At 42.2% G+C, this 23,003-nt stretch carries 23 protein-coding genes; 8 read left to right on the forward strand and 15 right to left on the reverse strand.

Going from position 1 to position 23,003, the window contains the following annotated elements:
- Positions 1 to 254 precede the first annotated feature (254 nt).
- A complete protein-coding gene (locus O7C57_RS10365) occupies positions 255 to 719 on the forward strand; it encodes a hypothetical protein (RefSeq protein ID WP_269723092.1) in 465 nt (154 codons plus the stop codon).
- A gap of 48 nt (positions 720 to 767) precedes the next feature.
- On the opposite strand, the gene hemB is transcribed toward O7C57_RS10365, so the two are convergent.
- Positions 768 to 1,751, reverse strand: a complete 984-nt coding sequence (gene hemB, locus O7C57_RS10370) for a porphobilinogen synthase (RefSeq protein WP_250000447.1) — start codon at positions 1,749 to 1,751, stop codon at positions 768 to 770.
- 192 nt (positions 1,752 to 1,943) lie between these two features.
- Complete coding sequence (gene ribA / locus O7C57_RS10375) at positions 1,944 to 2,540, reverse strand: GTP cyclohydrolase II (protein ID WP_154624607.1); 597 nt, start codon at positions 2,538 to 2,540, stop codon at positions 1,944 to 1,946.
- 203 nt (positions 2,541 to 2,743) lie between these two features.
- Between ribA and pgpB the strand changes: the two genes are divergently transcribed.
- The 5 genes from pgpB (at position 2,744) to yciH (ending at position 6,198) form a co-directional block, all read left to right on the forward strand.
- Entirely contained in the window at positions 2,744 to 3,448 is a 705-nt protein-coding gene (gene pgpB, locus O7C57_RS10380; RefSeq protein WP_247047042.1) for a phosphatidylglycerophosphatase B, read from the forward strand.
- Between the two features lie 154 nt (positions 3,449 to 3,602).
- Complete coding sequence (locus O7C57_RS10385) at positions 3,603 to 3,920, forward strand: LapA family protein (protein ID WP_163861572.1); 318 nt, start codon at positions 3,603 to 3,605, stop codon at positions 3,918 to 3,920.
- A 6-nt stretch (positions 3,921 to 3,926) separates the two neighbouring features.
- Entirely contained in the window at positions 3,927 to 5,096 is a 1,170-nt protein-coding gene (gene lapB / locus O7C57_RS10390) for a lipopolysaccharide assembly protein LapB (RefSeq protein WP_250000450.1), read from the forward strand.
- Between the two features lie 41 nt (positions 5,097 to 5,137).
- Positions 5,138 to 5,869, forward strand: coding sequence for an orotidine-5'-phosphate decarboxylase (pyrF, locus tag O7C57_RS10395; RefSeq protein WP_269723093.1), 732 nt, complete (start codon positions 5,138 to 5,140; stop codon positions 5,867 to 5,869).
- Positions 5,870 to 5,871: 2 nt separating this feature from the next.
- Entirely contained in the window at positions 5,872 to 6,198 is a 327-nt protein-coding gene (yciH, locus tag O7C57_RS10400) for a stress response translation initiation inhibitor YciH (RefSeq protein WP_269723094.1), read from the forward strand.
- Between the two features lie 40 nt (positions 6,199 to 6,238).
- Here yciH and osmB read toward each other — a convergent pair whose 3' ends face one another.
- The 10 genes from osmB to O7C57_RS10450 all read right to left on the reverse strand — a co-directional run bounded on the left by osmB (position 6,239) and on the right by O7C57_RS10450 (position 16,174).
- Positions 6,239 to 6,457 carry an osmotically-inducible lipoprotein OsmB gene (gene osmB / locus O7C57_RS10405; protein WP_154624600.1) on the reverse strand — a complete coding sequence of 73 codons (219 nt, stop codon included), beginning with the start codon at positions 6,455 to 6,457 and terminating at the stop codon, positions 6,239 to 6,241.
- Between the two features lie 192 nt (positions 6,458 to 6,649).
- A complete protein-coding gene (locus O7C57_RS10410; protein WP_250000452.1) occupies positions 6,650 to 8,593 on the reverse strand; it encodes an exoribonuclease II in 1,944 nt (647 codons plus the stop codon).
- Between the two features lie 108 nt (positions 8,594 to 8,701).
- A complete protein-coding gene (gene nth / locus O7C57_RS10415; protein ID WP_269723096.1) occupies positions 8,702 to 9,343 on the reverse strand; it encodes an endonuclease III in 642 nt (213 codons plus the stop codon).
- Between the two features lie 15 nt (positions 9,344 to 9,358).
- Positions 9,359 to 10,075, reverse strand: coding sequence for an electron transport complex subunit E (locus O7C57_RS10420; RefSeq protein ID WP_154624603.1), 717 nt, complete (start codon positions 10,073 to 10,075; stop codon positions 9,359 to 9,361).
- A 2-nt stretch (positions 10,076 to 10,077) separates the two neighbouring features.
- Positions 10,078 to 10,704, reverse strand: coding sequence for an electron transport complex subunit RsxG (gene rsxG / locus O7C57_RS10425; RefSeq protein WP_154624604.1), 627 nt, complete (start codon positions 10,702 to 10,704; stop codon positions 10,078 to 10,080).
- Between the two features lie 9 nt (positions 10,705 to 10,713).
- The gene (rsxD, locus tag O7C57_RS10430; RefSeq protein WP_154624605.1) at positions 10,714 to 11,799 is read right to left on the reverse strand and encodes an electron transport complex subunit RsxD; all 1,086 of its coding nucleotides are present in this window, start codon (positions 11,797 to 11,799) and stop codon (positions 10,714 to 10,716) included.
- Between the two features lie 13 nt (positions 11,800 to 11,812).
- Positions 11,813 to 14,446: an electron transport complex subunit RsxC gene (rsxC, locus tag O7C57_RS10435; protein WP_269723097.1), complete on the reverse strand. Its 2,634-nt coding sequence runs from the start codon at positions 14,444 to 14,446 to the stop codon at positions 11,813 to 11,815.
- Entirely contained in the window at positions 14,439 to 15,065 is a 627-nt protein-coding gene (rsxB, locus tag O7C57_RS10440; protein ID WP_154624829.1) for an electron transport complex subunit RsxB, read from the reverse strand. Before rsxB ends, rsxC begins: the two co-directional genes overlap by 8 nt.
- Positions 15,065 to 15,646, reverse strand: coding sequence for an electron transport complex subunit RsxA (gene rsxA / locus O7C57_RS10445; protein ID WP_154624828.1), 582 nt, complete (start codon positions 15,644 to 15,646; stop codon positions 15,065 to 15,067). Before rsxA ends, rsxB begins: the two co-directional genes overlap by 1 nt.
- Before the next feature lie 87 nt (positions 15,647 to 15,733).
- Positions 15,734 to 16,174 carry a DUF2569 domain-containing protein gene (locus O7C57_RS10450; RefSeq protein WP_250000457.1) on the reverse strand — a complete coding sequence of 147 codons (441 nt, stop codon included), beginning with the start codon at positions 16,172 to 16,174 and terminating at the stop codon, positions 15,734 to 15,736.
- Between the two features lie 227 nt (positions 16,175 to 16,401).
- Here O7C57_RS10450 and O7C57_RS10455 point away from each other — a divergent pair, with 227 nt between their 5' ends.
- Together O7C57_RS10455 and O7C57_RS10460 are read left to right on the forward strand one after the other, a co-directional pair.
- Positions 16,402 to 17,445 carry an oxidoreductase gene (locus O7C57_RS10455; protein WP_163861587.1) on the forward strand — a complete coding sequence of 348 codons (1,044 nt, stop codon included), beginning with the start codon at positions 16,402 to 16,404 and terminating at the stop codon, positions 17,443 to 17,445.
- Positions 17,446 to 17,499: 54 nt separating this feature from the next.
- Positions 17,500 to 18,474: a bile acid:sodium symporter family protein gene (locus O7C57_RS10460; protein WP_154624825.1), complete on the forward strand. Its 975-nt coding sequence runs from the start codon at positions 17,500 to 17,502 to the stop codon at positions 18,472 to 18,474.
- Positions 18,475 to 18,937: 463 nt separating this feature from the next.
- On the opposite strand, the gene add is transcribed toward O7C57_RS10460, so the two are convergent.
- The 3 genes from add to manA form a co-directional block, all read right to left on the reverse strand.
- Positions 18,938 to 19,939 carry an adenosine deaminase gene (gene add, locus O7C57_RS10465; protein WP_247047038.1) on the reverse strand — a complete coding sequence of 334 codons (1,002 nt, stop codon included), beginning with the start codon at positions 19,937 to 19,939 and terminating at the stop codon, positions 18,938 to 18,940.
- 114 nt (positions 19,940 to 20,053) lie between these two features.
- Positions 20,054 to 21,688 (reverse strand): YdgA family protein, encoded by a 1,635-nt coding sequence (locus tag O7C57_RS10470; protein WP_154624823.1) that lies wholly within the window; start codon positions 21,686 to 21,688, stop codon positions 20,054 to 20,056.
- A 108-nt stretch (positions 21,689 to 21,796) separates the two neighbouring features.
- Positions 21,797 to 22,975: a mannose-6-phosphate isomerase gene (manA, locus tag O7C57_RS10475; protein ID WP_269723098.1), complete on the reverse strand. Its 1,179-nt coding sequence runs from the start codon at positions 22,973 to 22,975 to the stop codon at positions 21,797 to 21,799.
- Positions 22,976 to 23,003 lie beyond the last annotated feature (28 nt).

A 23,003-nucleotide genomic window follows, 5' to 3' on the forward strand; every position in this document is an offset into this window, starting at 1 on the left:
TTTCGCAATATAATGCGATTAACTTCAGGTTATGATGATGTTGCTGTTAGGCTCTATGAATGGATGTACAGAGTGTTTTTTGGGTGGCGAAATACATTTTGCGGTCGGTAAGGGGGGAATAACTGCTCACAGGGGGATAAAAATGCGTAAGGAGTGGGGACGTATTTTTAAATCGGCGGATACAAATAGCGTATATTGATATTCGATAAGATATAAACGGGCTAATGAAATGATCTAACGTAAAGGAAAAAGATATGGCAGATATTAATGCAACGGATTTTTACAAAGGTGCACTTTGGGCTGCAGATATTCTCGTCTCTACCTCGTCAAGTTCGTCAAGTCATCATTATCAAAATGAAGTTCGAGATATTCTTGAACATATTCCAAATTTATATTCCATTGTGATGCAAACACCCGAAACTGAAGTTTGTGATCTCCGTTTATTGGTAGATAAAGAATTCCCATTAGGTCGTCATGCGGATTATGTCGCAATAGATATAGTCCCCTTATCTCAAAACAACGCTATTGTGGCCATGCCAGAAAAAGTAGCCAATTTGGATGAAATGCCTCACTCAAGGGCGGATATCGCCTGCTGGGGAGTGGCTGCAAAGACTGCCGATGAAAAGCAAAAATTGTTGATTACAGGCCTACATGACCCAAGTGTTGCGCAAAGTTATGCCCTACGATTAACAGAACAACTTAACAGGCAAAAAGGGTAAATGAAAATGCCCGTTAATGAATGCATTAACGGGCACTGTAGACAATCATTAGAAGGACAGAATTTTGTCTTCAGCGAGTTGAAGTGCAAAATAGGTGAAAATCATATCAGCACCAGCGCGTTTGATTGCACCTAAAGTTTCAAGCGTCACGCGAGTTTCGTCGATCGCTCCCGCCATTGCAGCAAATTTAATTTGTGCATATTCGCCACTAACCTGATAAGCGCCAATCGGCAATTCAGTACGTTCGCGTAGGTCACGAATGATATCTAAATAAGCTCCCGCGGGTTTAACCATTAGTGCATCAGCGCCTTCTTGAACATCAATCAATGATTCATGAATGGCTTCGCGGCGGTTCATCGGATTCATTTGATAGGTTTTTCTGTCACCTTTCAAACAAGAGCCTGCCGCATCTCTAAATGGACCATAGAGCGCTGACGCAAATTTTGTGGAGTAAGACATGATTGCGGTGTCTGTAAAACCCGCTGCATCTAGAGCGTGGCGAATGGCTGCAACTTGTCCATCCATTGCAGCTGAAGGGGCGATAAAGTCCGCACCTGCTCGAGCAGCAGCCACTGCTTGCAAACCTAAGTTATGGATTGTGGCATCATTATCAACAATATCACCCTGCATAACACCACAATGACCATGTGATGTATATTCACAGAAACAAGTATCTGACATCACAATCATTTCGGGGACGGTATCTTTACATATGCGTGACATACGTGCGACTAAACCATTTTCTTGCCACGCATCGCTACCCGTTTCATCCAAATGATGAGAAACGCCAAATGTCATCACAGATTTAATGCCTGCTTTGGCAATACGTTCTATTTCAAAGGCTAAACGTTTTTCAGGGATACGTACAACGCCAGGCATACTGTCGATTTGTTTATAATCGTCAATACCTTCTTCAACAAAGATAGGTAGACACAGGTCATTAAGGGAAAGATGCGTTTCTTGGAAAAGGTCACGCATTTTTTCAGTTTTGCGTAATCTTCTCATACGTTGGATAGAATGCAGGTTATTCACCGTAGCTCCTTATTATCAGAGAAATAAATTTAAGTCGTTAAATTTATTTTTCGAGATCATTGATGGGTAACAGTATAAACCTTATAGAGTGAAAGTGAATATATCAGAGAGGGAAAGTCATACAACCGATTGTTATTATTTTAATATTGGTAAAGGAAGAGCGCGATCATAAGCTCTTCCATTTTTGAAAAATTATTGATGCTTAAATAGCATATGCCCCATTTTCTCAGCTTTTATATCTAAGTAATGAGCATTGCTTGGATTACGGCCAACAATTAAAGGAACACGTTCAACAACATTAATGCCGGCTTCACGCATAATATTAATTTTTTTAGGATTATTGGTTAATAAGCGGACTTCGTTAATACCCAATAATTTATACATGTCAGAGCACAGTGTAAAATCGCGCTCATCCGCTTTAAAACCTAATTTAAGATTCGCTTCGACGGTATCTAAGCCTTGATCCTGTAATGCATAGGCACGAATTTTATTGAGTAGGCCAATATTGCGACCTTCTTGGCGATGATAAAGTAGCACTCCACGGCCTTCTTTACTAATCTGAGAAAGTGCTGCTTCTAATTGGAAACCGCAATCACAGCGTAAGCTGAATAACGCATCACCCGTTAAGCATTCGGAGTGGATACGACTGAGCACTGGTTCCGGACCTGATATATCGCCAAAAATGAGAGCGACGTGGTCACGACCGGTTGCTATTTCCTCAAACCCGACCATTAAGAACTCGCCGAAAGGAGTGGGTAATTTGGCTTCGGCAACACGTATTAGCTGCATATTTTCATTCATTAGTTGAAATAACTCTTGCGTAATTAAGAACGTTAATCGATAGGGGATAATCTATCGATGCTATATGGTGTTTAGCATATAGAGAAGACTTTTATTTGCACACGGTCTCCTATTCATTACTATAACAGAGTTAATCACTTGTGAATCAAATTTTATTAATTCAAATACTCAACAGGCATAAATAGCATAAAATGAATAGATCAATATATCCCATCATCGCTTTTGCTGTTTTATTACTTATTCCGCCTACCGTACTGTGGATGAGCGGCTGGTATTGGCTGCCGTCATCGAAAGTAGAATCGATTAAATGGCTGTTTTGGTTAACCGAAACTGCGGGGCTCCCTTATAGCCTAATAACCTCAACCGTTTTACTCGCTCTGACTTTTTATGTTTGTAAGCTCAAATTAAAACACACCATTTTATGGGGGATCGTGATTATCTGTTGTATTCTTGCGGGACAAGGTATCAAAGGGATTGTTAAAAACAGTCTCCAAGAACCACGACCTTATGTGGTTTGGTTAGAAAAAGAGTATGGCATTTCGAATTCAGATTTTTATGAATTAAAAAGAAAACAACGGGCCGAGGTAATTAAACAGTTTGTTAAAGAAAATGCTCAGGTTCCGTCATGGCAACGGAAACATTGGCAGGCTGAAACAGGGTATTCATTTCCATCAGGCCATGTTTTATTTGCCGCAGGTTGGGCGTTATTATTGATCGGGCTATTTTGGCAGCGTAGGCAATATCTACTTTCAGTGATAATTGCTGTGTGGGCTGAAGGGATTGTTTTGAGTCGATTGCTACTAGGAATGCATTGGCCAGTTGATGCTATTGCCTCCATTATCATTAGCGCGATTCTAGCCTTGGTGGCATGTGCTGTATTAAAAGAGCGAGCATAAGTCGCGAGTGATAGCACAAAAGTCGCTTAAATAAGCGCCATAAGGCATCAGCAAAGTCGGCGTATAAGATAAATTACTTTGTCTGAGTGCGCCAGAAATGCTACCTTATCAGGTAGATAATTTCATTTCATAAAAACGGATAACGGGAAAGAATGTGAAATATTTTCTGATATTATTACTAGCTGTTGTGATTTTTATCATTTCAATAACGCTAGGCTCAAGCAATAATCAGGTGATTACATTTAACTATCTGATTGCGCAGGGAGATTTTGCATTATCTTCGCTTTTGGCTTCGTTGTTTGGGGTCGGTTTTGTGCTCGGTTGGTTAGTTGCAGGGCTGTTTTATTTGCGTGCGGTGGTTAGCCTGAAAAATGCGCGCCGTAAAATCAAACGCCTTGAATCCCAACTGAGTGTGGATGATAAAACATTCTCTGATTCTACAGAAATTGTGGCTCAGAAGAACAAGGAATAAACTTGTATGTTTGAGCTGCTGTTTCTGTTGTTACCTGTCGCGGCTGCATACGGCTGGTATATGGGGCGTCGAAGCGCTCAACAAGACAAGCAGCAACATGCTAATCGCCTGTCACGAGACTATGTGACGGGTGTTAACTTTCTTTTGTCAAATCAGCAAGATAAAGCTGTTGACCTCTTTCTCGATATGTTGAAAGAGGATAGCTCTGCATTTGAAGCACATCTCACATTAGGTAATTTATTTCGCTCCCGAGGTGAGGTTGAACGAGCAATCCGAATTCATCAATCGCTTGTTGAAAGTGCATCATTATCTTTTGAACAACGTCTTTTAGCCACTCAGCAACTCGGTCGTGATTATATGGCGGCAGGGGTTTATGATCGCGCTGAAAATATGTTTCAGCAATTAACTGATGAGGTCGATTTTAAGCAAAATGCCTTGCAGTCATTACTCAGTATTTTCCAACTGACTAGTGAATGGAGTAAGGCTATCGAGATTGCCACCAAATTAGTTAAATTGGGTAATGAAGATCAACGTGAAAATATTGCGCATTTCTATTGTGAGCTAGCTAGCCAACATCTTAGCAGTGACGACCTTGATGGTGCATTAAGCTTACTCAATAAGGCAGAACAGGCCGATAAAACCTGTGCTCGTGTGTCGATTATGAAAGGGCGCATTTTTATTGAGCAAGGGCAGTATGACAAAGCCATTGCGGTCCTAAAACAAGTTTATGAACAAGACAGAGAGCTGGTGGCTGAAACCTTGCCTTTATTGCATGATTGCTACCAACAAACTGCGAATATCGAAGATTGGGAAACGTACTTACGTCAATGTGTTGCTGGCAATACGGGCGCAATTGCTGAACTTTACTTAGCCGATATTATTGTTGATAAACAGAATCATGAGGCTGCTGCAAGTTATATTAATGATCAGATTCAACGCCATCCCACCATGCGATTATTTTATCGCTTAATGGATTACCACCTACAAGAAGCGGAAGAAGGGCGAGCAAAAGAAAGCTTAATCCTGTTACGCAAAATGGTGGGTGAGCAAATTAGAACTAAACCCGATTACCGTTGCCACAAATGTGGTTTTACCTCACATTCGTTATATTGGCATTGCCCATCTTGCCGTTCATGGGACACAATCAAACCAATTCGTGGATTAGATGGACAGTGACAGTGTCACTTTTTACCAAATATGATTAAGGCTACAACTAAATGATTTCTTCAACAGAAAACCACGCTTGTGTATCTACTCACTCGCCAGTCATTGTTGCACTCGACTATGAAGATGTAGACGCTGCATTGGCGTTTGTTGACCTAATTGATCCCCGTGAATGCCGTTTGAAAGTCGGTAAAGAGATGTTTACCTTTAATGGCCCGCACTTTGTCAAGTCACTGCATCAACGAGGCTTTGAGGTTTTCCTTGATTTGAAATTCCACGATATCCCAAATACCGTTGCTCGTGCAGTCGCTGCGGCAGCAGAGATGGGGGTTTGGATGGTGAACGTTCATGCAGGTGGTGGCAGCCGTATGATGGAAGCCGCCCGAAAAGCATTAGAGCCTTATGGTAAAGAAGCGCCATTATTAACAGCAGTTACCGTTTTAACCAGTATGGATCAATCTGATTTGCTGGGGGTTGGTATTAATGCAACACCGGCAGAGCATGCTGAACGTTTGGCATTATTGACGAAAGAGTGTGGTTTAGATGGTGTCGTGTGTTCAGCGCACGAAGCAAAAAGATTAAAATCATTGTGTGGTCGTGATTTTAAATTAGTCACGCCAGGCATTCGCCCTGTAGGAAGTGATGTGGGTGACCAACGTCGTATCATGACGCCACAAGATGCATTACAAGCAGGGGTTGATTATATGGTGATTGGTCGGCCGATCACTCGTAGCGATAACCCTGCATTAGCATTACAGCAAATCAACCAATCGATTAAGGCTTGAGTATGAGTGATTCAAATAGTCGCCTAGTCTATAGCACTGAGAGTGGGCGAATAGAACAAGAGAAGCCTAAAATCCAACGCCCTAAAGGAGACGGTATTATTAGGATCCGTCGTGAAACGGCTGGGCGTAAAGGTAAGGGCGTTTGTATTGTTACCGGACTTGATCTAGACGATGGCGAACTGGCAAAACTGGCTGCGGAATTGAAGAAAAAGTGCGGTTGTGGCGGCTCAGTAAAAGACGGTGATATTGAGATCCAAGGCGATAAACGCGACATAATCAAACAACTTTTAGAAGCAAAAGGCTATCACGTTAAGTTAGCGGGTGGCTGATCGTAATACAGGCTAAGGGGAAAGCCCCTTAGCCATGAATTTATTTTCCGACTTGATGTCCAATAATCCCACCAACAGCAGCGCCACCAACAGTTCCTAGTGTGCTACCTCCCGTTAGGATTGCCCCACCTACGGCACCTACGCCAGCACCTACAGCGGTATTCTTGTCTCGTTTTGACATATTTGAGCATGCACTCAGGCTAATAGCGATAATAGTGGCTAAAGCGAATGTCGTAACGCGTTTACTTGTCGTGTTCATTTTAGTGACTCCGAGTTTTGTGGACGTAACCAAATTATCACAATCAGTAATTATACGAATCAGAATTATCGGGAATTAATATCTATAAAAAACGGAAATATAACTAAGTGTTGTAGACTAAATAAGACGGCAATAAAACAATATGCTACTGATAAAATCAGTAGCATATTTATAGTATAGTATTAAAAAGAATTATGCGGCGGGGCGAGCAACGATATTACGTGTTTCCATACGCACTTCGGCGATATTGACATGAATAATATCGTTGAGTTTGTACGCAGGTTCACCTTTAATTAATACGCTGCCCGTTTCTTGGCTACATTGTATTTCGTCGCGCACAGCATGTAAGAACGGCGCTGGGATAAAAGCAACAGCACCATTATCGGTGAGTCGGACACGAACACCACCACGAGTAATATCGATGATCTCCGCTGGGAAAACTTGGTCAGTCCCCTCAAATGGCTTTAAGAAACGCGCATATAGCCAATCACCGACATCGCGTTCAGCCATGCGGTTTGCACGGCGGCGTTCAGCTAATTTTATTGACAACTCTTCTGTTGGCTTATTCGTTGAAGGCTCGCCAGCAATCACAGACTTTAATAACCGATGGTTAACGATGTCTGTATATTTACGAATCGGTGATGTCCAAGTTGCGTAAGCGTCAAAACCTAAGCCAAAATGCGGGCCGGGTTCACTTTTCACCTCAGCAAATGTTTGGAAGCGGCGGATACGACTGTCTAAGAATTGGGTCGGTTGTGCATCTAACTGACGACGTAGTTGACGGAAACCTTCCAAAGTTAGCAATGCGTCCGCGGTCGTTTCGATACCATGATCTTTCAACGTTTGTACGACTTGGTCAATTTGTAATGGTTCAAAGCCCATGTGGACATTAAATACACCAAAACCTAAGCTGTTTTTCAGTTGTATTGCTGCACACAGGTTAGCCGTTATCATGGCTTCTTCGACAATACGATTTGCTGTACGGCGGCTTTCTACAATGATATCAATGACATTGCCTTTATCATCTAATAGGAAACGATAATCAGGGCGATCTTTAAACACCAGTGCATTTTGTTGACGCCATTGATGGCGTTTATCAGCCATCTCTTTTAGTAACTCGATCTGTTGTTGATCCGCTGGATTAGCTGGCTGCCAACTACCTGTTTTTTCCAACCAATCAGAAACTTCGTCGTAAACCAATTTAGATTTAGACTCAACCCAAGCACTAAAGAATTGAATATCTTCAGCGATACTGCCATCTGCTAATATCGTCGTGGCACAGACAAGTGCAGGGCGCTGCTCATTAGGGCGCAAAGAGCATAGGTTGTCGGATAGCTCACGAGGTAGCATTGGAATGTTAAAACCAGGAAGATAATTGGTATAAGAACGTGCCAAAGCCAGTTTATCTAATTCACTGCCTTCTTTGATATAACTGGTTGGATCGGCAATAGCAATATAAAGCTTTAGATTACCTTCAGGGGTTCTTTCAACATAGAGCGCATCATCCATATCTTCCGTGCTGGCACTATCGATAGTGACAAAATGAAGGTGAGTGAGGTCAATGCGTTCAATGCCTTCATCGTCACGTTCACTATCCACCATTTGTGGCTCTGCACGATCAAGTTGATGACGACGCAGTGTTACCCACCAAGGCGCAAAATGGTCTTCACCATCCGTAATGAATTCTGTAATGTCAGCGTAAAAACCTTTATCACCTTTTAAGGGGTGACGACGCATTTCAGCAACAACCCAATCTCCTTGTGCAAATTCATGGGTAACGTCTTTGGTTGGGCGGCAAGAAATCGTATCTTTTAGTAGCGGATGATCTGGAATAACGAATAAACGGTTATCATTATCTTTTTTCTGAATTCGACCTACAAAACGCGTGAGAAAAGGTTCGACAAGTTCTTCTGGCTCAGCGAATTCACGGTCTTTATCGGTATGAATGGCAGCCACAACACGGTCACCATGCATGACTTTCTTCATCTGCGGAGGAGGTACAAAGTAGCTTTTTTGTCCATCTACTTCGAGAAAACCGAAACCTTTGTCGGTACTTTTTATCAAACCCTCAACTCGTGGGGTTTGAGAATGTAGCTGCTGTTTGAGTTGCGCGAGCAATGGGTTGTCTTGAAACATACTTACCGTTTTTATGGAGGTTGAGTTTGACTCCCATTGTTACGTAAGACAAAGTCTTAGAGCAAGAAAAAATTGCATCGTGAACAAATTACTGGGAGCAGTGTAATATTAATTTTCAGGGTAAACTTTATCTTTAAATTCGCATAAGTCTTCGATAATGCAAGAACCACAACGAGGCTTACGAGCAATACAGGTATAGCGACCATGCAAAATAAACCAATGGTGGCAATCGACTTTAAACTCAGCGGGGACGACTTTTAGGAGCTTTTCTTCCACTTCGACAACATTTTTACCCGGTGCAAAGTTAGTTCGATTACAGACCCTAAAAATATGGGTATCAACAGCGATAGTTGGCCAACCAAATGCTGTATTTAGAACAACATTGGCTGTTTTGCGACCCACGCCGGGTAAGGCTTCGAGCGCGGCACGATCTTCGGGCACTTGGCTGTTATGTTTTTCAATTAAGATCTTACAAGTTTTAATCACACTTTCCGCTTTGGTGTTAAATAGCCCAATGTTTTTTATATATTCTTTGATGCCATCAACACCTAGCGCCAACATAGCTTCAGGTGTATTTGCTACCGGATATAATTTAGCGGTTGCTTTGTTAACACTAACATCCGTGGCTTGTGCTGATAGCAAAACAGCGATCAGCAGCTCGAAAGGGGAATTAAATTGTAATTCCGTTGTTGGATTGGGATTGTTATCGCGTAAACGAGTTAATATCTCAATACGTTTTGATTTATTCATAGCTCACAATCAATTTTATCTAGAAATATGGCTGCCGCATCCTTGTTCTTTTGGGTATTCACGTTCAGGTTGCAGACCTGACTTGAGAGCGGCTCGTTTTTTCATTTTTTCATCAATTAAATATTTACCCGCAAGCATTAATGCTAGACCGATAAAAGCACCCGGTGGCAGCATAGCGAGTAAAAACGGAGAGTCAAGCTGTAACACTTCAATTCTTAATGATTTAGCCCATGGCCCTAAAAGTAAATCTGCACCATCAAATAACGTGCCATTGCCTAAAATTTCACGCATAGCGCCGAGAACAAGTAAAGCCGCGGTAGCCCCTAATCCCATAGCAAGTCCATCAACGGCTGAAAGTGGCACTGGATTCCTTGATGCATAGGCTTCCGCGCGGCCAATAACAATACAGTTTGTCACAATCAGGGGAATAAAAATGCCTAAAGACTCATAGAGGCCGAAAGCATAAGCATTAATCAACATCTGTACGGCGCTAACAACAGAAGCAATAATCATGACATAAATAGGTATACGGATTTCACTCGGTACCCAACGACGAAATGCCGAGACAGCCACATTGGTACAGATTAATACCAGTGTTGTGGCAAGCCCAAGTCCTAGTGCATTGGTTGCTGTTGATGAAACCGCGAGTAAAGGGCATAGCCCTAAAAGTTGTACCAGCGCTGAGTTATTTTTCCATAAGCCTTGGGCAAAAAGTTCTTTAGATTCACTCATGATTATTCAGCTCCACAAATTGGGTAACTTGATAGATTTTGTGGTATTTTTTGCATAAAAACAGCAGTGCGCTTAGTGGCATTCACAACCGCTCTTGGCGTTATTGTCGCACCCGTAAATTGATCAAAATTACCACCATCTTTTTTTACCGCCCATTTAGGGTCCTGCTCAGAAGCAACGTTACCTGTTAATAGCGTGATCCAATCGGAAATTCGAGTTTCAATTTTATCGCCGAGTCCGGGGGTTTCATGATGTTCAGTCACCCTAACACCAAGGACATTACCGTTAAAATCAGCGCCAACTAATAGATGTATCGCGCCAGAATAGCCATCAGGCGCAATCGATTCGAGAGCGGCGGCGACAGGTTCACCATTCTTTCGTGCAATGTACAGTCGATGGGGTTGTTTACCGCCAAGTTGGGCCTCAGCACCGACTAAATAACACTCTTGTCCAAAATCATTATCATATAAACGGGTTGGCACGACTTGGTCAAGTAATTGCTTTTGCACAATCGCCGCTTGTTGAGCAATGGTATCCTTAGTTAACGTATAAACCGTAGCACTGAGAGCCGTTGTACCTGCTGCAAATAGCGCCAAAATAGCCCCATGACGGCGCATCGTATTCAACATACAGCCTCCTTACTTATGTCCATGCCCGTATGCACGGGGTTGCGTATAGTGGTCAATGAGAGGAACGGTAATGTTGGTTAATAAGACAGCAAAAGCGACGGCATCGGGATAACCACCATAAACACGAATTAACCATACTAATAAACCAATCATCACACCATAAATTAAGCGACCTTTTGGTGTTGTGGAGGCTGTTACCGGGTCAGTTGCAATAAAGAAGGCCCCTAACATAGTTGCGCCTGAGAGTAATTGCACTAAAGGTGGAGAGTAGCGCCCAGAATCGATTAACCAGCTTACGATTGCACAAAATGCCAATGTAGCGAGAAATGCAACAGGGATTTGCCAACTGATAATACGGCGATTCAACATGATTACGCCACCGACTAAATAGGCAATATTCACCCATTGCCAGCCAATACCAGCGAGAGAGCCTTGCAAAATAGGCTGCTGTAAAACATCTGAAATAGGATGAGTTAAAAGCCCTGTTTTAAAACTGTCTAATGGGGTTGCTTGGCTCATTCCATCGACACCCATTCGTAAGGCATCAAGCGTAACTCCAGTTGGGGTATGCCCTGTAAAAATAATTGATAGACTTTCTAATGCATTGATATTTAAAGTCTGTAACTCATGGGGAGGTAACCAACTGGTCATTTGTACGGGAAATGAAATTAAGAGTACAACATAACCGACCATAGCAGGGTTAAATGGGTTTTGTCCTAATCCACCATAGCATTGTTTTGCAATAATTATCGCGAAAGCTGTCCCTAAAACGATCATCCACCACGGCGCTAATGGCGGTAGGCTAATACCTAATAATAGCGCCGTTACAACCGCAGAGTTATCTTTGAGTACATTCAATACAGGCTTTTGACGAAGGCGAATAGCAATGCCCTCGACGATAATGGCCGTGATTATGGCTAAAACAATTTGATAGAGAGTACCAATACCAAAAAAGTAAATTTGTGCCGCAATACCAGGCAAAGCGGCCAATATCACCCATAGCATAACAAGGCTAGTGCTTTGATTATCATGGGTAAATGGAGCGCTTGCAATTTTTAAACGGCGATTATTTGGGTCAATAGGCCTAAATTTCATGGTATTTAATCACTTACTCTGTCATGGTTTGTTCGTTTTGTTTTTGAGCCTGTTTCGCTTTTACACGAGCTATCGCTGCGGCAACGGCGACTTTACGAGGATCTGTTTCTTCTTCAATTGGCTGCTCAGCAGCAGGGGAAAGCATTTCCTCTTCATCGGCTTTCGCGATAAGTTGTGCTTTATCTTGTGCTGCTTTTTTGGCTTTCGCACGGGCAATGGCCGCAGCAACCGCAGCCTTACGTGGATCAACCTCAGCCGGTTCGTCAGCGCTGGTTGGCTCTACGTTCTCTGAGGCGATAGTCTCCTGTTGAGCCGCTTTTTTGGCTTTAGCACGGGCAATAGCGGCGGCAACCGCTGCCTTACGTGGATCAACCTCAGCTGGTTCGTCAGCGCTGGTTGGCTCTGCGCTCTCTGAGGCAGTAGCCTCCTGTTGAGCCGCTTTTTTAGCTTTCGCACGAGCAATAGCGGCGGCAACTGCTGCCTTACGCGGATCAACCTCAGCCGGTTCGTCAGCGCCGGTTGGTTCTACGTTCTCTGAGGCGATAGTCTCCTGTTGAGCCGCGTTTTTGGCTTTCGCACGAGCAATAGCGGCGGCAACCGCTGCCTTACGTGGATCAACCTCAGCCGGTTCGTCAGCGCCGGTTGGTTCTACGTTCTCTGAGGTGATAGTCTCCTGTTGAGCCGCTTTCTTGGCTTTCGCACGAGCAATAGCGGCGGCAACCGCTGCCTTACGTGGATCAACCTCAGCCGGTTCGTCAGCGCCGGTTGGTTCTACGTTCTCTGAGGCAGTAGCCTCCTGTTGAGCCGCTTTTTTGGCTTTTGCACGAGCAATAGCGGCGGCAACCGCTGCCTTACGCGGATCATTCCCCTCGTTTGCTTCCGTAGGTTGAGTGACAGTGTCACCTTTGCTTTCTTGCGCGGCCGCGGCTTTTCTCGCCTTAGCACGAGCAAGTGCAGCGGCTACGGCAGCCTTACGTGGGTCGTTAGTATTATCTTCTGCTATCATTGTAGCGGCTTGTTTCTCGGCCTGTTTTGCTCTCGCTTGCTCTTTACGTGCCGCTCTTGCGGCAATAACCGCACTGTTATCAGGCTCTGCACCTACAATGACATCAATTGCGGATGTGGCAGCTGATTTTTTGGCTTTTACACGAGCAAGGGCTGCGGCAACAGCATCTTTATCGGATGCCTCCACTTGAACAGCTGATTTTTTATGGCGTTCTTCTCGGGCCAGTTTTTCGCGTTCCATCCGCTGCTGTTTCGCTTCAAAACGTAATTTTGCTTCTGCTGCCCGTCGTTCCTCTTGCTTAATCTCACGTATTTCTGCTTTTTCTTGTCGGTAATATTGCACGAGTGGAATATTACTTGGACAAACATAGGCGCAAGCGCCGCATTCTATACAATCAAATAGGTTATGCTTCTGTGCTTTCTCATGCTCTTTACCTTTACTGAACCAATACAGTTGCTGAGGGAGCAGAGCAGCAGGGCATGCATCTACACATAAACCACAACGAATACACGCTTCTTCAAGAGGCTTTTGCCCAACCTCTTCGATACTAGGAACCAGTAAACAGTTACAAATCTTAACAACGGGCGCGTTAAGGTCAGGCAAAGTAAACCCCATTAATGGGCCACCCATAATGACCATTTGCTCAGTTGCAGGCGTAAAACCTGTCTGTTGTAAAAGGTGTTGTACAGGGGTACCTAGACGAGTCCAAAAGTTACCCGGAGAGGCGATCGACTCACCCGTTACGGTCACGACACGTTCGATTAAAGGTTGACCATCAATCACGGCTCGTTTTATTGCAACCACCGTTCCCACGTTCTGCATTAATACGCCGATTTGAGATGAACGAGCACCGGAGGGAACCTCTTTACCCGTCAAAATTTTAGTAAGCTGTTTGGCTCCGCCAGAAGGATATTTAGTCGGAATGACCCGAATAAAAATAAGCTTATCATGAGTGGTTATTGCTTTTTTTAAAGCCGCAATAGCGTCTGGCTTATTGTCTTCAATACCAATAAGAATTTGATCAGGATTGAGTAGGTGTTGCAAAACGCGACAGCCTTCGATGACCTCATCTGCATGTTCTTGCATGAGGCGATCATCCGCGGTGATATAAGGTTCACATTCCGCGGCATTCACAATTAAGGTCTTGATCGCATCTTTCCCCCCGGCAAGCTTAGAGGCTGTTGGAAAGCCTGCCCCCCCAAGTCCGGCGATACCTGCTTGTTCAATTTTTTGCAATAGTTGCGCTGGGGTGAGTTGTAAATAATTAGGCTCAGGAAATAATTCGCACCAAGTATCTTCGCCATCAGCGTTGAGGCAAACCGACAGTTCTTTTAAGCCAGAAGGGTGAGCGGTAACCATCGGTTTAATTGCGGTGATTGTACCGGACGTTGAAGCATGGACAGGTACGGTTCGGCCAACACCACGTGTTAAAGGTTGGCCTTTGAGTACATGATCACCCGCTTTAACAATTAACTCACCTTCAGGGCCTAAATGCTGTTGTAACGGAATAATAAGCTGCTCAGGGATTGAAGCCACGCGCATTGGAACTTGGCTGGATTGAAGCTTCATTTCAGGTGGATGTATGCCGCCTGAAAAATCCCAAATAGTATCTTTTTTCAGCCAGTTAAATAAATTAAACATGTGCATCACCTTTTACCGCAGAAAAGGGTGATTTGGGCTGTTGTTCATTAGCTGACACAGGAATATTTTTAACTGGAATACTGTTTAAATCCCATTTCCAGTTTGCCGTCGTCGTTTTCACGGGAACCAGTTCAATACAGTCGGTTGGGCAGGGCGCGACACATAGGTCGCAACCTGTACACAAGTCTTCAATGACGGTATGCATCGCTCTGGTTGCACCAACAATGGCATCGACAGGACATGCTTGGATACATTTGGTGCATCCAATACAGTTTTCCTCATCAATAATGGCAACTTTACGAACGGGATTCTGTGCACTCTCATCGCCGTCAATCGGTTGAGGGTCGACATTCAGCAGCTCGGAAATTTTCAACATAACTTGCTCGCCGCCGGGGGCACATTTATTGATCATCTCACCATTATTAGCGACGGCTTCCGCATAAGGACGACAGCCTGGGTAGCTGCATTGACCACATTGGCTTTGAGGCAAAATCGCATCAATTTTTTCGACAATAGGGTCTTCTTCAACTTTAAAGCGTAGAGAGGCATAGCCAAGGACTAAACCAAAAATCAGTCCCAAAACAGCTAAAATGCCAATAGCAATCCATAACGACATCATTAGAATTTCACCAAACCACTAAAACCCATAAATGCTAAAGACATAAGTCCAGCAGTAACTAGGCCAATAGATGAACCACGAAAAGGAGCAGGGACATCGGCAACAGCAAGCCGTTCACGAATAGCGGCAAACAAAACCATGACCAATGAGAAGCCGACTGCGGCAGCAAAACCATAAACGGCTGACTGTAAAAAACCATGTGACTGGTTGATATTTAACAGAGCAACACCTAACACAGCACAGTTAGTTGTAATGAGTGGGAGAAAAATCCCTAATAAGCGGTAGAGTGTTGGACTGGTTTTTCTGACAACCATTTCGGTGAACTGAACAACGACGGCGATCACTAAAATAAAGCTGAGGGTGCGTAGATAGAGAAGGTCAAGAGGCACTAAAATTAACGTGTCCATCAGCCAAGAACTGATGGAGGCAAGTGTCATGACAAAAGTCGTAGCAAAGCCCATTCCAATGGCTGTTTCGAGTTTTTTTGATACGCCCATAAATGGACACAGACCAAGGAATTTTACCAGCACAAAGTTATTAACCAGCACTGTTCCAATAAATAGTAAAAGATAATCAGTCATTTCATAGCCTGAAAACAAAATTAAAGAACAAAGACCGACGTATGTCAGTAAAACTGAGCGTATGATAACAAGCTATTTTTGTGATGCTTATCGATCTTGTGTGAAAGTCATTTTCACGCGGGCAGAATTTTTAATGTAAGGCACAAAGACTCCCGCGCCAATAAGTGGCCAAGCGAGTGTTTTTAGTGCGATATCGTCTTCAACGGCAGCGAAGGCGAAGGTTTTTAATCCCAACAGCAATAACACTAATAGCCAAATAATAAAACGGCGAGGGAAATGTTTAGAACGAATAAACATCAATTTCAAAATATGAGCGGTAAATAGCGCCATCACAACGGTAATAAGAAATGATAAACACCAATCTAACGGGATATAACTGGACCAATTCTCAATAGTGGTGACAATTTGATAAAGTTTAATGGAATACATTACTACCATGGCGCACACAGCAAAAAATGTCATTAAAATAAAGGCGGCTGGAGCAAGGAGCCAACCCGTAATTCGATGATGGTCATAGACAGGCGTCATATCAATTTATTCCATATTTAAGTTCATAATAATTCAAATACATATTGTTACCTGCCTAAGAGCATCTAAGCTAGCGTTTAAAATGCTTTTTTTCAGTGTTCAATGGTACTTAAAATTATTTTGATAGAATCAATCAATGGATATCCTACCATAGTTTTATTTGCTAATTAATTGGTTATGGTGATACTTTTTATACGTTCTGTGGAAACTAATAAAATGAGGTTATTATGTCTGCACCAATTAAAGTGGGTATTATTGGTTATGGTTATGCAAGTAAAACATTTCATGCACCTTTTATTGCCACTTTGCCAGGTTATGAGCTGACAGCAATTTCAAGCAGTCAGCCAGATAAAGTGACGACAGATTGGCCGAATGTTACGGTAGTCTCCTCTCCAGAACAGTTACTTGCAAATCCTGAAATAGAATTAGTTATTATTCCAACACCGAACGATACTCATTATCCGCTGGCGAGCCAAGCACTAGCGGCAGGTAAACATGTTGTTGTGGATAAACCTTTTACCGTTACTGTTGAAGAAGCCGAAGCGCTACAACAACAGGCCCAAAAAGCAGAAAAAATACTTTCTGTGTACCATAATCGTCGTTGGGATGCGGGCTTTTTGACGTTAAAACAGCTCTTTGCTGACGGCTGCTTAGGTGACATTAAATATTATGAATCTCATTTTGATCGCTATCGTCCAGTGACACGCCAAAGATGGCGTGAATCGGCTGTTGCCGGCGGTGGAATTTGGTATGATTTAGGCCCGCATTTATTAGATCAAGCCTTACAATTTTTTGGTAAGCCTACCAGTATTCATGCAGATTTAGCGATGATCCGCCCTAATGCAGAAGCCGTCGATTATTTCCATGTATTGCTTAATTACGCAGATAAAAAAGTGATTCTTCATGCTACCACCGTGGCTGCGGCGGAATCTCCGCTTTATGTCGTCCATGGCATGAAAGGCAGTTATGTTAAATATGGTCTTGATTCCCAAGAAGATAAACTAAAAAGTGGGGCGTTACCCAACGATGAAAATTGGGGGGTTGATGAACGTAACGGAGTTGTGACGCTGTCACAAGGCGATGAATTGATTTCTAAAGAGTGGGTGAACAAAAAAGGTCATTACGGTGGTTATTACCTTAAGATTTTCGACGCAATCCGTCATGGCGCCGAAAACCCAGTACAACCCCAAGAAGCGATTGAAATCATGAAGCTGATTGAAGCCGGTATCATTTCAGCCAAAGAAAAACGTACTGTAGATATTGATTTCTAAAATTAATTTTAAATTAATGAGCCAGCAAAAGCTGGCTCTTTGTTAGGTACTAAAATGAATTTGTTAGCAAAACTTAAAATTGATCCTTTCTTGCTTATCATGATTTGTGTTGTGGTAATTGCTAGCCTATTTCCTTGTGAGGGGGAGATTAAAATCGGCTTTCAATACTTAACGACAGCAGCAATTGCACTGTTATTTTTTATGCATGGCGCAAAGCTGTCTCGCGAATCTATCATGGCCGGAATTGGACACTGGCGACTGCATTTATTGGTTTTTTCTAGCACATTTATTTTATTTCCTATTATTGGTTTAGGGTTGCATTTCATGGTGCCAACTTGGATGTCACCAACCGTGTACATGGGCTTCCTTTACCTTTGCGCGTTACCTGCAACGGTACAATCGGCAATTGCATTTACTTCTGTTGCAGGCGGGAATGTTGCCGCGGCAATTTGTAGTGCCTCAGCATCGAGCATTTTGGGGGTCTTTTTATCGCCGATCTTAGTGGGCTTCTTAATGGATGAAGATGGCAGCCAAGCGATGGATACACTGAATGCAATTGGTGCTATTTTATTACAGCTAATGTTGCCATTTGTCGTAGGGCACCTTTCTAGGCCGTTATTAGCGAATTGGATTAACCGGAATCGCAAACTAATTAATATTACCGACCGGTCATCAATATTATTGGTTGTTTATGTTGCATTCAGTGAAGCGGTCGTTGAAGGGATATGGCAGCGTATTGATGCCTATTCACTCTTTATGATCGCTGTAATCAGTTGCCTTATTTTATTTATTGTTATGGTGCTCAATACATTAGCGGCTCGCCTATTTAAATTTAGCAAAGAAGATGAAATAACGATTGTATTTTGTGGCTCTAAAAAAAGTCTTGCTAATGGTGTTCCGATGGCGAATGTTCTTTTCCCAGCCTCAGTCGTTGGAGTGATACTATTGCCATTAATGATATTCCATCAAATACAGTTGATGGTTTGCGCTGTTCTTGCTCAACGCTATGCAAAGCGCTTAGCTAAATAATTAGTCCTGTGTCGAGTAGAGGTATCTACTCGATAAAACACTCGCATTTAGTTACAACATACTAATGGGTAGGAACAAACTTCATACATTAGCCACTGAGTATGAAAATGAAAAAGCTAAACAGGGCAGAATTTGGTTGAACTGCCCTAAACGGGGATGTTTGGGGTTAGAATACAGCTTATCTGACTTTATCTTAAAATCCGTTTAAACATTTAATGACAGCGGATAGTAAGGTTGAAAATGAATATTCAATCTATTAACTAATTGAATAATAATCTTATATATTATTTCTATGTCCCATCAACTCAATAACATCGATTTTATCCACTGTTAAAGGAGGTTGTTTATGGCGGGAGAGCGGCTCGAAACTCTCATGCCTTAATGCGCTAGAGCAAAAGTTGATAGCTAGCAACCGTTTGTTCTCTAAGCCAACCTCCCAAAATGAAAAAGGAATATACCCTGATTAGCGAAGGGCAGCTTTTTGTCGCAATTGCTGCTTTTCGCTCTCACTGAGAAAAGACATCGTTAATCCATTGATTTGCGCCTGTTCAATTTCAGCTTGCGTTAATCCTGCCATCGGAGCGGCGATATTATATTCATGGTCTAGCTCAATACCTTCAACCGCCGGGTCATCTGTATTGATTGAGGCTAATACGCCGTGATTTAAAAACATTTTCAACGGATGTGCAGATAATGATGATACTGTACTCGTTTGAATATTGGAGGTTAGGCAGCTTTCAATACCGATTTTATGTGAGGCTAAGTACTCAATGAGTTCTGGGTCTTCATTTGCTTTAACGCCATGACCGATTCTTTGCGCACCTAACTGTTTAATCGCATGCCAAATACTCTCTGCACCTGCCGCTTCTCCCGCATGAACCGTTATTTGCAAACCGGCATCACGAGCTCGGGTAAAGTGGGTATTAAATAGGGAGCCAGGAAAACCAAGTTCGTCACCAGCAAGATCTAGCGCACAAAGCTTATCACGATGAGCGAGAAGACCCGCTAATTCTTGAGAACAAGCTTCTGGTCCGAAAGTCCGGCTCAAAATACCAATTAAATTGATCTTGATATCATACTGCTTACAACCCGCCATTATCCCATCAATCACGGCTTCAACGACACCTTCAATGGGTAATTTGTGTTGCATTGCCATATAGTAGGGAGAAAAACGTAGTTCAGCGTAGTCAATGCCTGCATTATAAGCATCTTCAACATTTTCTTGAGCCACTCGTTTGCAGGCATCTAAATCTGCTAACACAGCGACTCCCCAATCTAATTTTTGTAAAAATCCGACTAAATCAGCTTCTTGCGTCATGATTTGTACGTGAGGGCGTAGAGTTTCTAGCTCATAGGCAGGCAACGCGATATTATGCTGTTGAGCGAGAGAAAGAATCGTTTCAGGGCGGATATTACCATCTAAATGGCGGTGGATATCCGTTAATGGCAGTTGTCTGTTAATCACTAATTGCATCCCTTTATCTTGCTGATAGTTCGTTGTATATATGTTCTTAGTATAGATGTAAAAACGCCAGTCAAAATTGATTGACTGGCGTTTTAAGATTTATTTTAAACTAAATTAGTTTGCTGGTTGTGCGACTTCTGCACCTTCAGCTGGCGCTTCTTCAACTTCAGGAACGATGATTTCTTCTTCTTCATAATCCAGAGTGCTTTCTGGGCTAGACATGATCTTCATCTTAGTTAAGAAGTCAGCTAAAGTGTATTTATCCGCGTTGAAAGTAATATCATTACCTGCAAATTTGATAGTCATTGTCAGGTCATTACCTTTTTCAACCATCCACGGTGATTTTTTCTGCTTAGCTTTTTCAGCACGTTCTTCGTCAGTCATAAACATTTCTTCAAACGGAGAAGAGAACATATCAGAAGTCAGCATCATTTGTGCTTGTTCAAATTCAGCTGTTGCTTGTTCCACATACTGTTTTTTGATTTCAGCATCGACAGCTTTACCTTGATCTAAAATAGCTGCTTGAGCAAGCAACTCGATCGCCATAGGTTTATTCAGCGTGAAATTAAAGTCAAAAGAGGTCAACAGGCTCTTAACTGCTTCATCAACCTTATTCGACAACGCTAATGAAGTCAGTTCGTCTTGATTCCATTTGTTGAAAGTCATGCTTAAGTCAATTGAGCTTTGTCCAGCATCATTTTTCCAGTAAGCAGGGCTAATCGAAAAGGTTGGTTTGCTTTGCAGCAGTTGAGGTAATGTTTTTGTGACTATATCCATAGCAATTTGTTCCCCAGCAGCGGATGGATTACCACTTGCCAGACCTTCTGCTAAGGCTTTGTTATACTGCTCAACAAATTGACCTAATGCTTTTGCATCTAATTTATCGATTGAAAGAACCGCTTTACCTGAACCTAAGTTTTGTCCTAGCGCTGTCAGTCCATCAATGCTATAAGCTAAATTCCCTTTGACCGTTTCTTTTTCAAGAACAGTATCTGAATTGATAGCTAAATTTTTGAAAGAAAATTTAACTTCAGGGATATTAAAATCAGTATCTGCGATAACAAACTCTTGTTTACCCGTATAGAAGCCATATTGAGTTTTCGTTACGTTAGAGATTAATTTCAATCCTTTTAAGGTCATTCCCTCAGATTTATCTGCTTTTTGAATCACTAAATTATCAGTGATTAGAGATGCATCCACTTTTTCGAGGTCAGATGTCGTATTGAACACCATTTTTGAACCGCTGAAAGAGATACTTGCATCTTCTTTCGAATATTCAATCGGTAACAGTTCTAAATCTGAATCAATACTTTTGCTATAACCAATTACAGCATCACCTGAAATAAAAGGTTTACCTTTTGTTATTTCAAATAATTCTTTTGTAGAAGCGTTATTTGCCAATTCAATATGTGCTGCACCTAATTTCGGCATTAGGTTAAATTTAGCAACTTGTGATAGCGGGAAAGGGCCGTGATCAATATCGGTATTGAAAACGATAGTTTCATCAGGACCTGCTGATTCAGCTGCTGAAATAACGATATTTGCTTGAGATGAGAATACGCCACGTTTAAAGTTTTCAACTTTAAATGTGAGTCCAGCTTCTGGCGCATTTGCAGCAAAAAATGCGTTAGTGTTGCTGATAACTTTGTTTAATTCCTTTTCTACTTTAGAGCCAGTATACCATGACGCCCCTGTCCAAGCAGCACCCACAGCAATAATAACACCAACTGCAACTAATGACTTTTTCATTATAAACATCCATCCTTTCAGCACGTTATTCAACATGCAATGAATTTTGTACAAGTTTTAACAAACCGTCTTTTGCGTGCAATCAAGACGAACAAAACGCAAAATAAATCAAAGGTTATACACGCGAGCAAGTTCACCTATACCTGCTAAGCGAACTTCTTTTTCAAAGGCTGAAATAAAAACAGATTCTCCAGAACTGATTTTTAATTCTTCACTGCCTGATCTCAAAACTAACTCACCGTCTATACAAAATAAGATAGAAGCTGTCTCATTAGTTATGTTTATCTCCGTGCCGTTAATAGAATATATATTAAATGCAAAATCTTCTACTGGTATATGGTATTTACAGATATTTCCTGATTTCTGGGGTTCACTAAGTAAACTTTTGCTTGTTTTAGGAACAAAATCAACGTTAGCTATCAATTCAGGCACATCAATATGCTTATTGGTCAAACCAGCTCGTAGGACATTATCTGAATTTGCCATGATTTCTAAACCTACACCTTCAATATATGCGTGTGGCGTTCTTGCATATAAGAACATCGCTTCGCCAGGTTGTAACTCAATCACATTAAGCAGAAGTGGCACAAATAAACCAGTATCTTCAGGATAAAGGCTAACCATTTGTTTTATCGTATTCCAAGGTTCACCTTGGCGGCTATTAAGTGCCGCTTTTAATACACCTAATGCTAATTCTTTCTGCTCCCCAGAAAGACTGAGAATTTGTGCAAATAATTTAGCCAGCTTTTCTTCCGTCGGTGATTGAACAAAAAATTGAATTTCAGGGTGTGCCGCGGAAACAAAATCAAGTAACTCGGCGATCTCTTGCAATGGGCGAAATGCATTCATCGCTTTAAAAGGGGTGAGCGCATAAATTAGCTCAGGCTTATGATTATCATCTTTATAATTACGGATAGGTGAGTCTAGAGGGATACCCGCTGCATTTTCTTTAGCGAAACCAACCTCAGCGTAAACTTTATTCGGATGAACCTGTACAGAAAGGGGTTTTGCTGCACACAATACTTTGAATAAAAAGGGCAAGCGTGATGAAAAAGACGCGGCTACTTTTTTGCCTAGAATTTTCTCAGGATTACTGGCAATGTAATCAATTAATGAGAGTTTTTGACCGGTTTTAGCGTTAACAACATAAGAACTCGCTTTAGGATGGGCCCCCATCCATAATTCGGCCATTGGCAAATGTTCTGGGTTAGGGATAGCGTATAACTGTGTGAGCGCAGTTTTACTTCCCCAGTCATAATTTTGAACTTTATTAATCATTTTTAGCATAGCCAAACTCTCTTTTTCTAAAAATCAA

Origin of the sequence: Providencia sp. 21OH12SH02B-Prov (assembly GCF_027362595.1) — a bacterium.
Lineage (GTDB): Bacteria > Pseudomonadota > Gammaproteobacteria > Enterobacterales > Enterobacteriaceae > Providencia > Providencia zhejiangensis.

Excerpts from the sequence above, each read along its gene's own strand:
- O7C57_RS10455 (WP_163861587.1), top strand. The coding sequence starts at position 16,402 with ATGTCTGCACCAATTAAAGTGGGTATTATTGGTTATGGTTATGCAAGT.
- lapB (WP_250000450.1), top strand. The coding sequence starts at position 3,927 with ATGTTTGAGCTGCTGTTTCTGTTGTTACCTGTCGCGGCTGCATACGGC.
- osmB (WP_154624600.1), bottom strand. The coding sequence starts at position 6,457 with ATGAACACGACAAGTAAACGCGTTACGACATTCGCTTTAGCCACTATT.
- rsxC (WP_269723097.1), bottom strand. The coding sequence starts at position 14,446 with ATGTTTAATTTATTTAACTGGCTGAAAAAAGATACTATTTGGGATTTT.
- pyrF (WP_269723093.1), top strand. The coding sequence starts at position 5,138 with ATGATTTCTTCAACAGAAAACCACGCTTGTGTATCTACTCACTCGCCA.
- rsxD (WP_154624605.1), bottom strand. The coding sequence starts at position 11,799 with ATGAAATTTAGGCCTATTGACCCAAATAATCGCCGTTTAAAAATTGCA.
- pgpB (WP_247047042.1), top strand. The coding sequence starts at position 2,744 with ATGAATAGATCAATATATCCCATCATCGCTTTTGCTGTTTTATTACTT.
- nth (WP_269723096.1), bottom strand. The coding sequence starts at position 9,343 with ATGAATAAATCAAAACGTATTGAGATATTAACTCGTTTACGCGATAAC.
- rsxA (WP_154624828.1), bottom strand. The coding sequence starts at position 15,646 with ATGACTGATTATCTTTTACTATTTATTGGAACAGTGCTGGTTAATAAC.
- manA (WP_269723098.1), bottom strand. The coding sequence starts at position 22,975 with ATGCTAAAAATGATTAATAAAGTTCAAAATTATGACTGGGGAAGTAAA.
- ribA (WP_154624607.1), bottom strand. The coding sequence starts at position 2,540 with ATGCAGCTAATACGTGTTGCCGAAGCCAAATTACCCACTCCTTTCGGC.
- O7C57_RS10410 (WP_250000452.1), bottom strand. The coding sequence starts at position 8,593 with ATGTTTCAAGACAACCCATTGCTCGCGCAACTCAAACAGCAGCTACAT.
- rsxG (WP_154624604.1), bottom strand. The coding sequence starts at position 10,704 with ATGTTGAATACGATGCGCCGTCATGGGGCTATTTTGGCGCTATTTGCA.
- O7C57_RS10420 (WP_154624603.1), bottom strand. The coding sequence starts at position 10,075 with ATGAGTGAATCTAAAGAACTTTTTGCCCAAGGCTTATGGAAAAATAAC.
- O7C57_RS10470 (WP_154624823.1), bottom strand. The coding sequence starts at position 21,688 with ATGAAAAAGTCATTAGTTGCAGTTGGTGTTATTATTGCTGTGGGTGCT.
- rsxB (WP_154624829.1), bottom strand. The coding sequence starts at position 15,065 with ATGATGTCGTTATGGATTGCTATTGGCATTTTAGCTGTTTTGGGACTG.
- O7C57_RS10460 (WP_154624825.1), top strand. The coding sequence starts at position 17,500 with ATGAATTTGTTAGCAAAACTTAAAATTGATCCTTTCTTGCTTATCATG.
- O7C57_RS10365 (WP_269723092.1), top strand. The coding sequence starts at position 255 with ATGGCAGATATTAATGCAACGGATTTTTACAAAGGTGCACTTTGGGCT.
- O7C57_RS10450 (WP_250000457.1), bottom strand. The coding sequence starts at position 16,174 with ATGACGCCTGTCTATGACCATCATCGAATTACGGGTTGGCTCCTTGCT.
- yciH (WP_269723094.1), top strand. The coding sequence starts at position 5,872 with ATGAGTGATTCAAATAGTCGCCTAGTCTATAGCACTGAGAGTGGGCGA.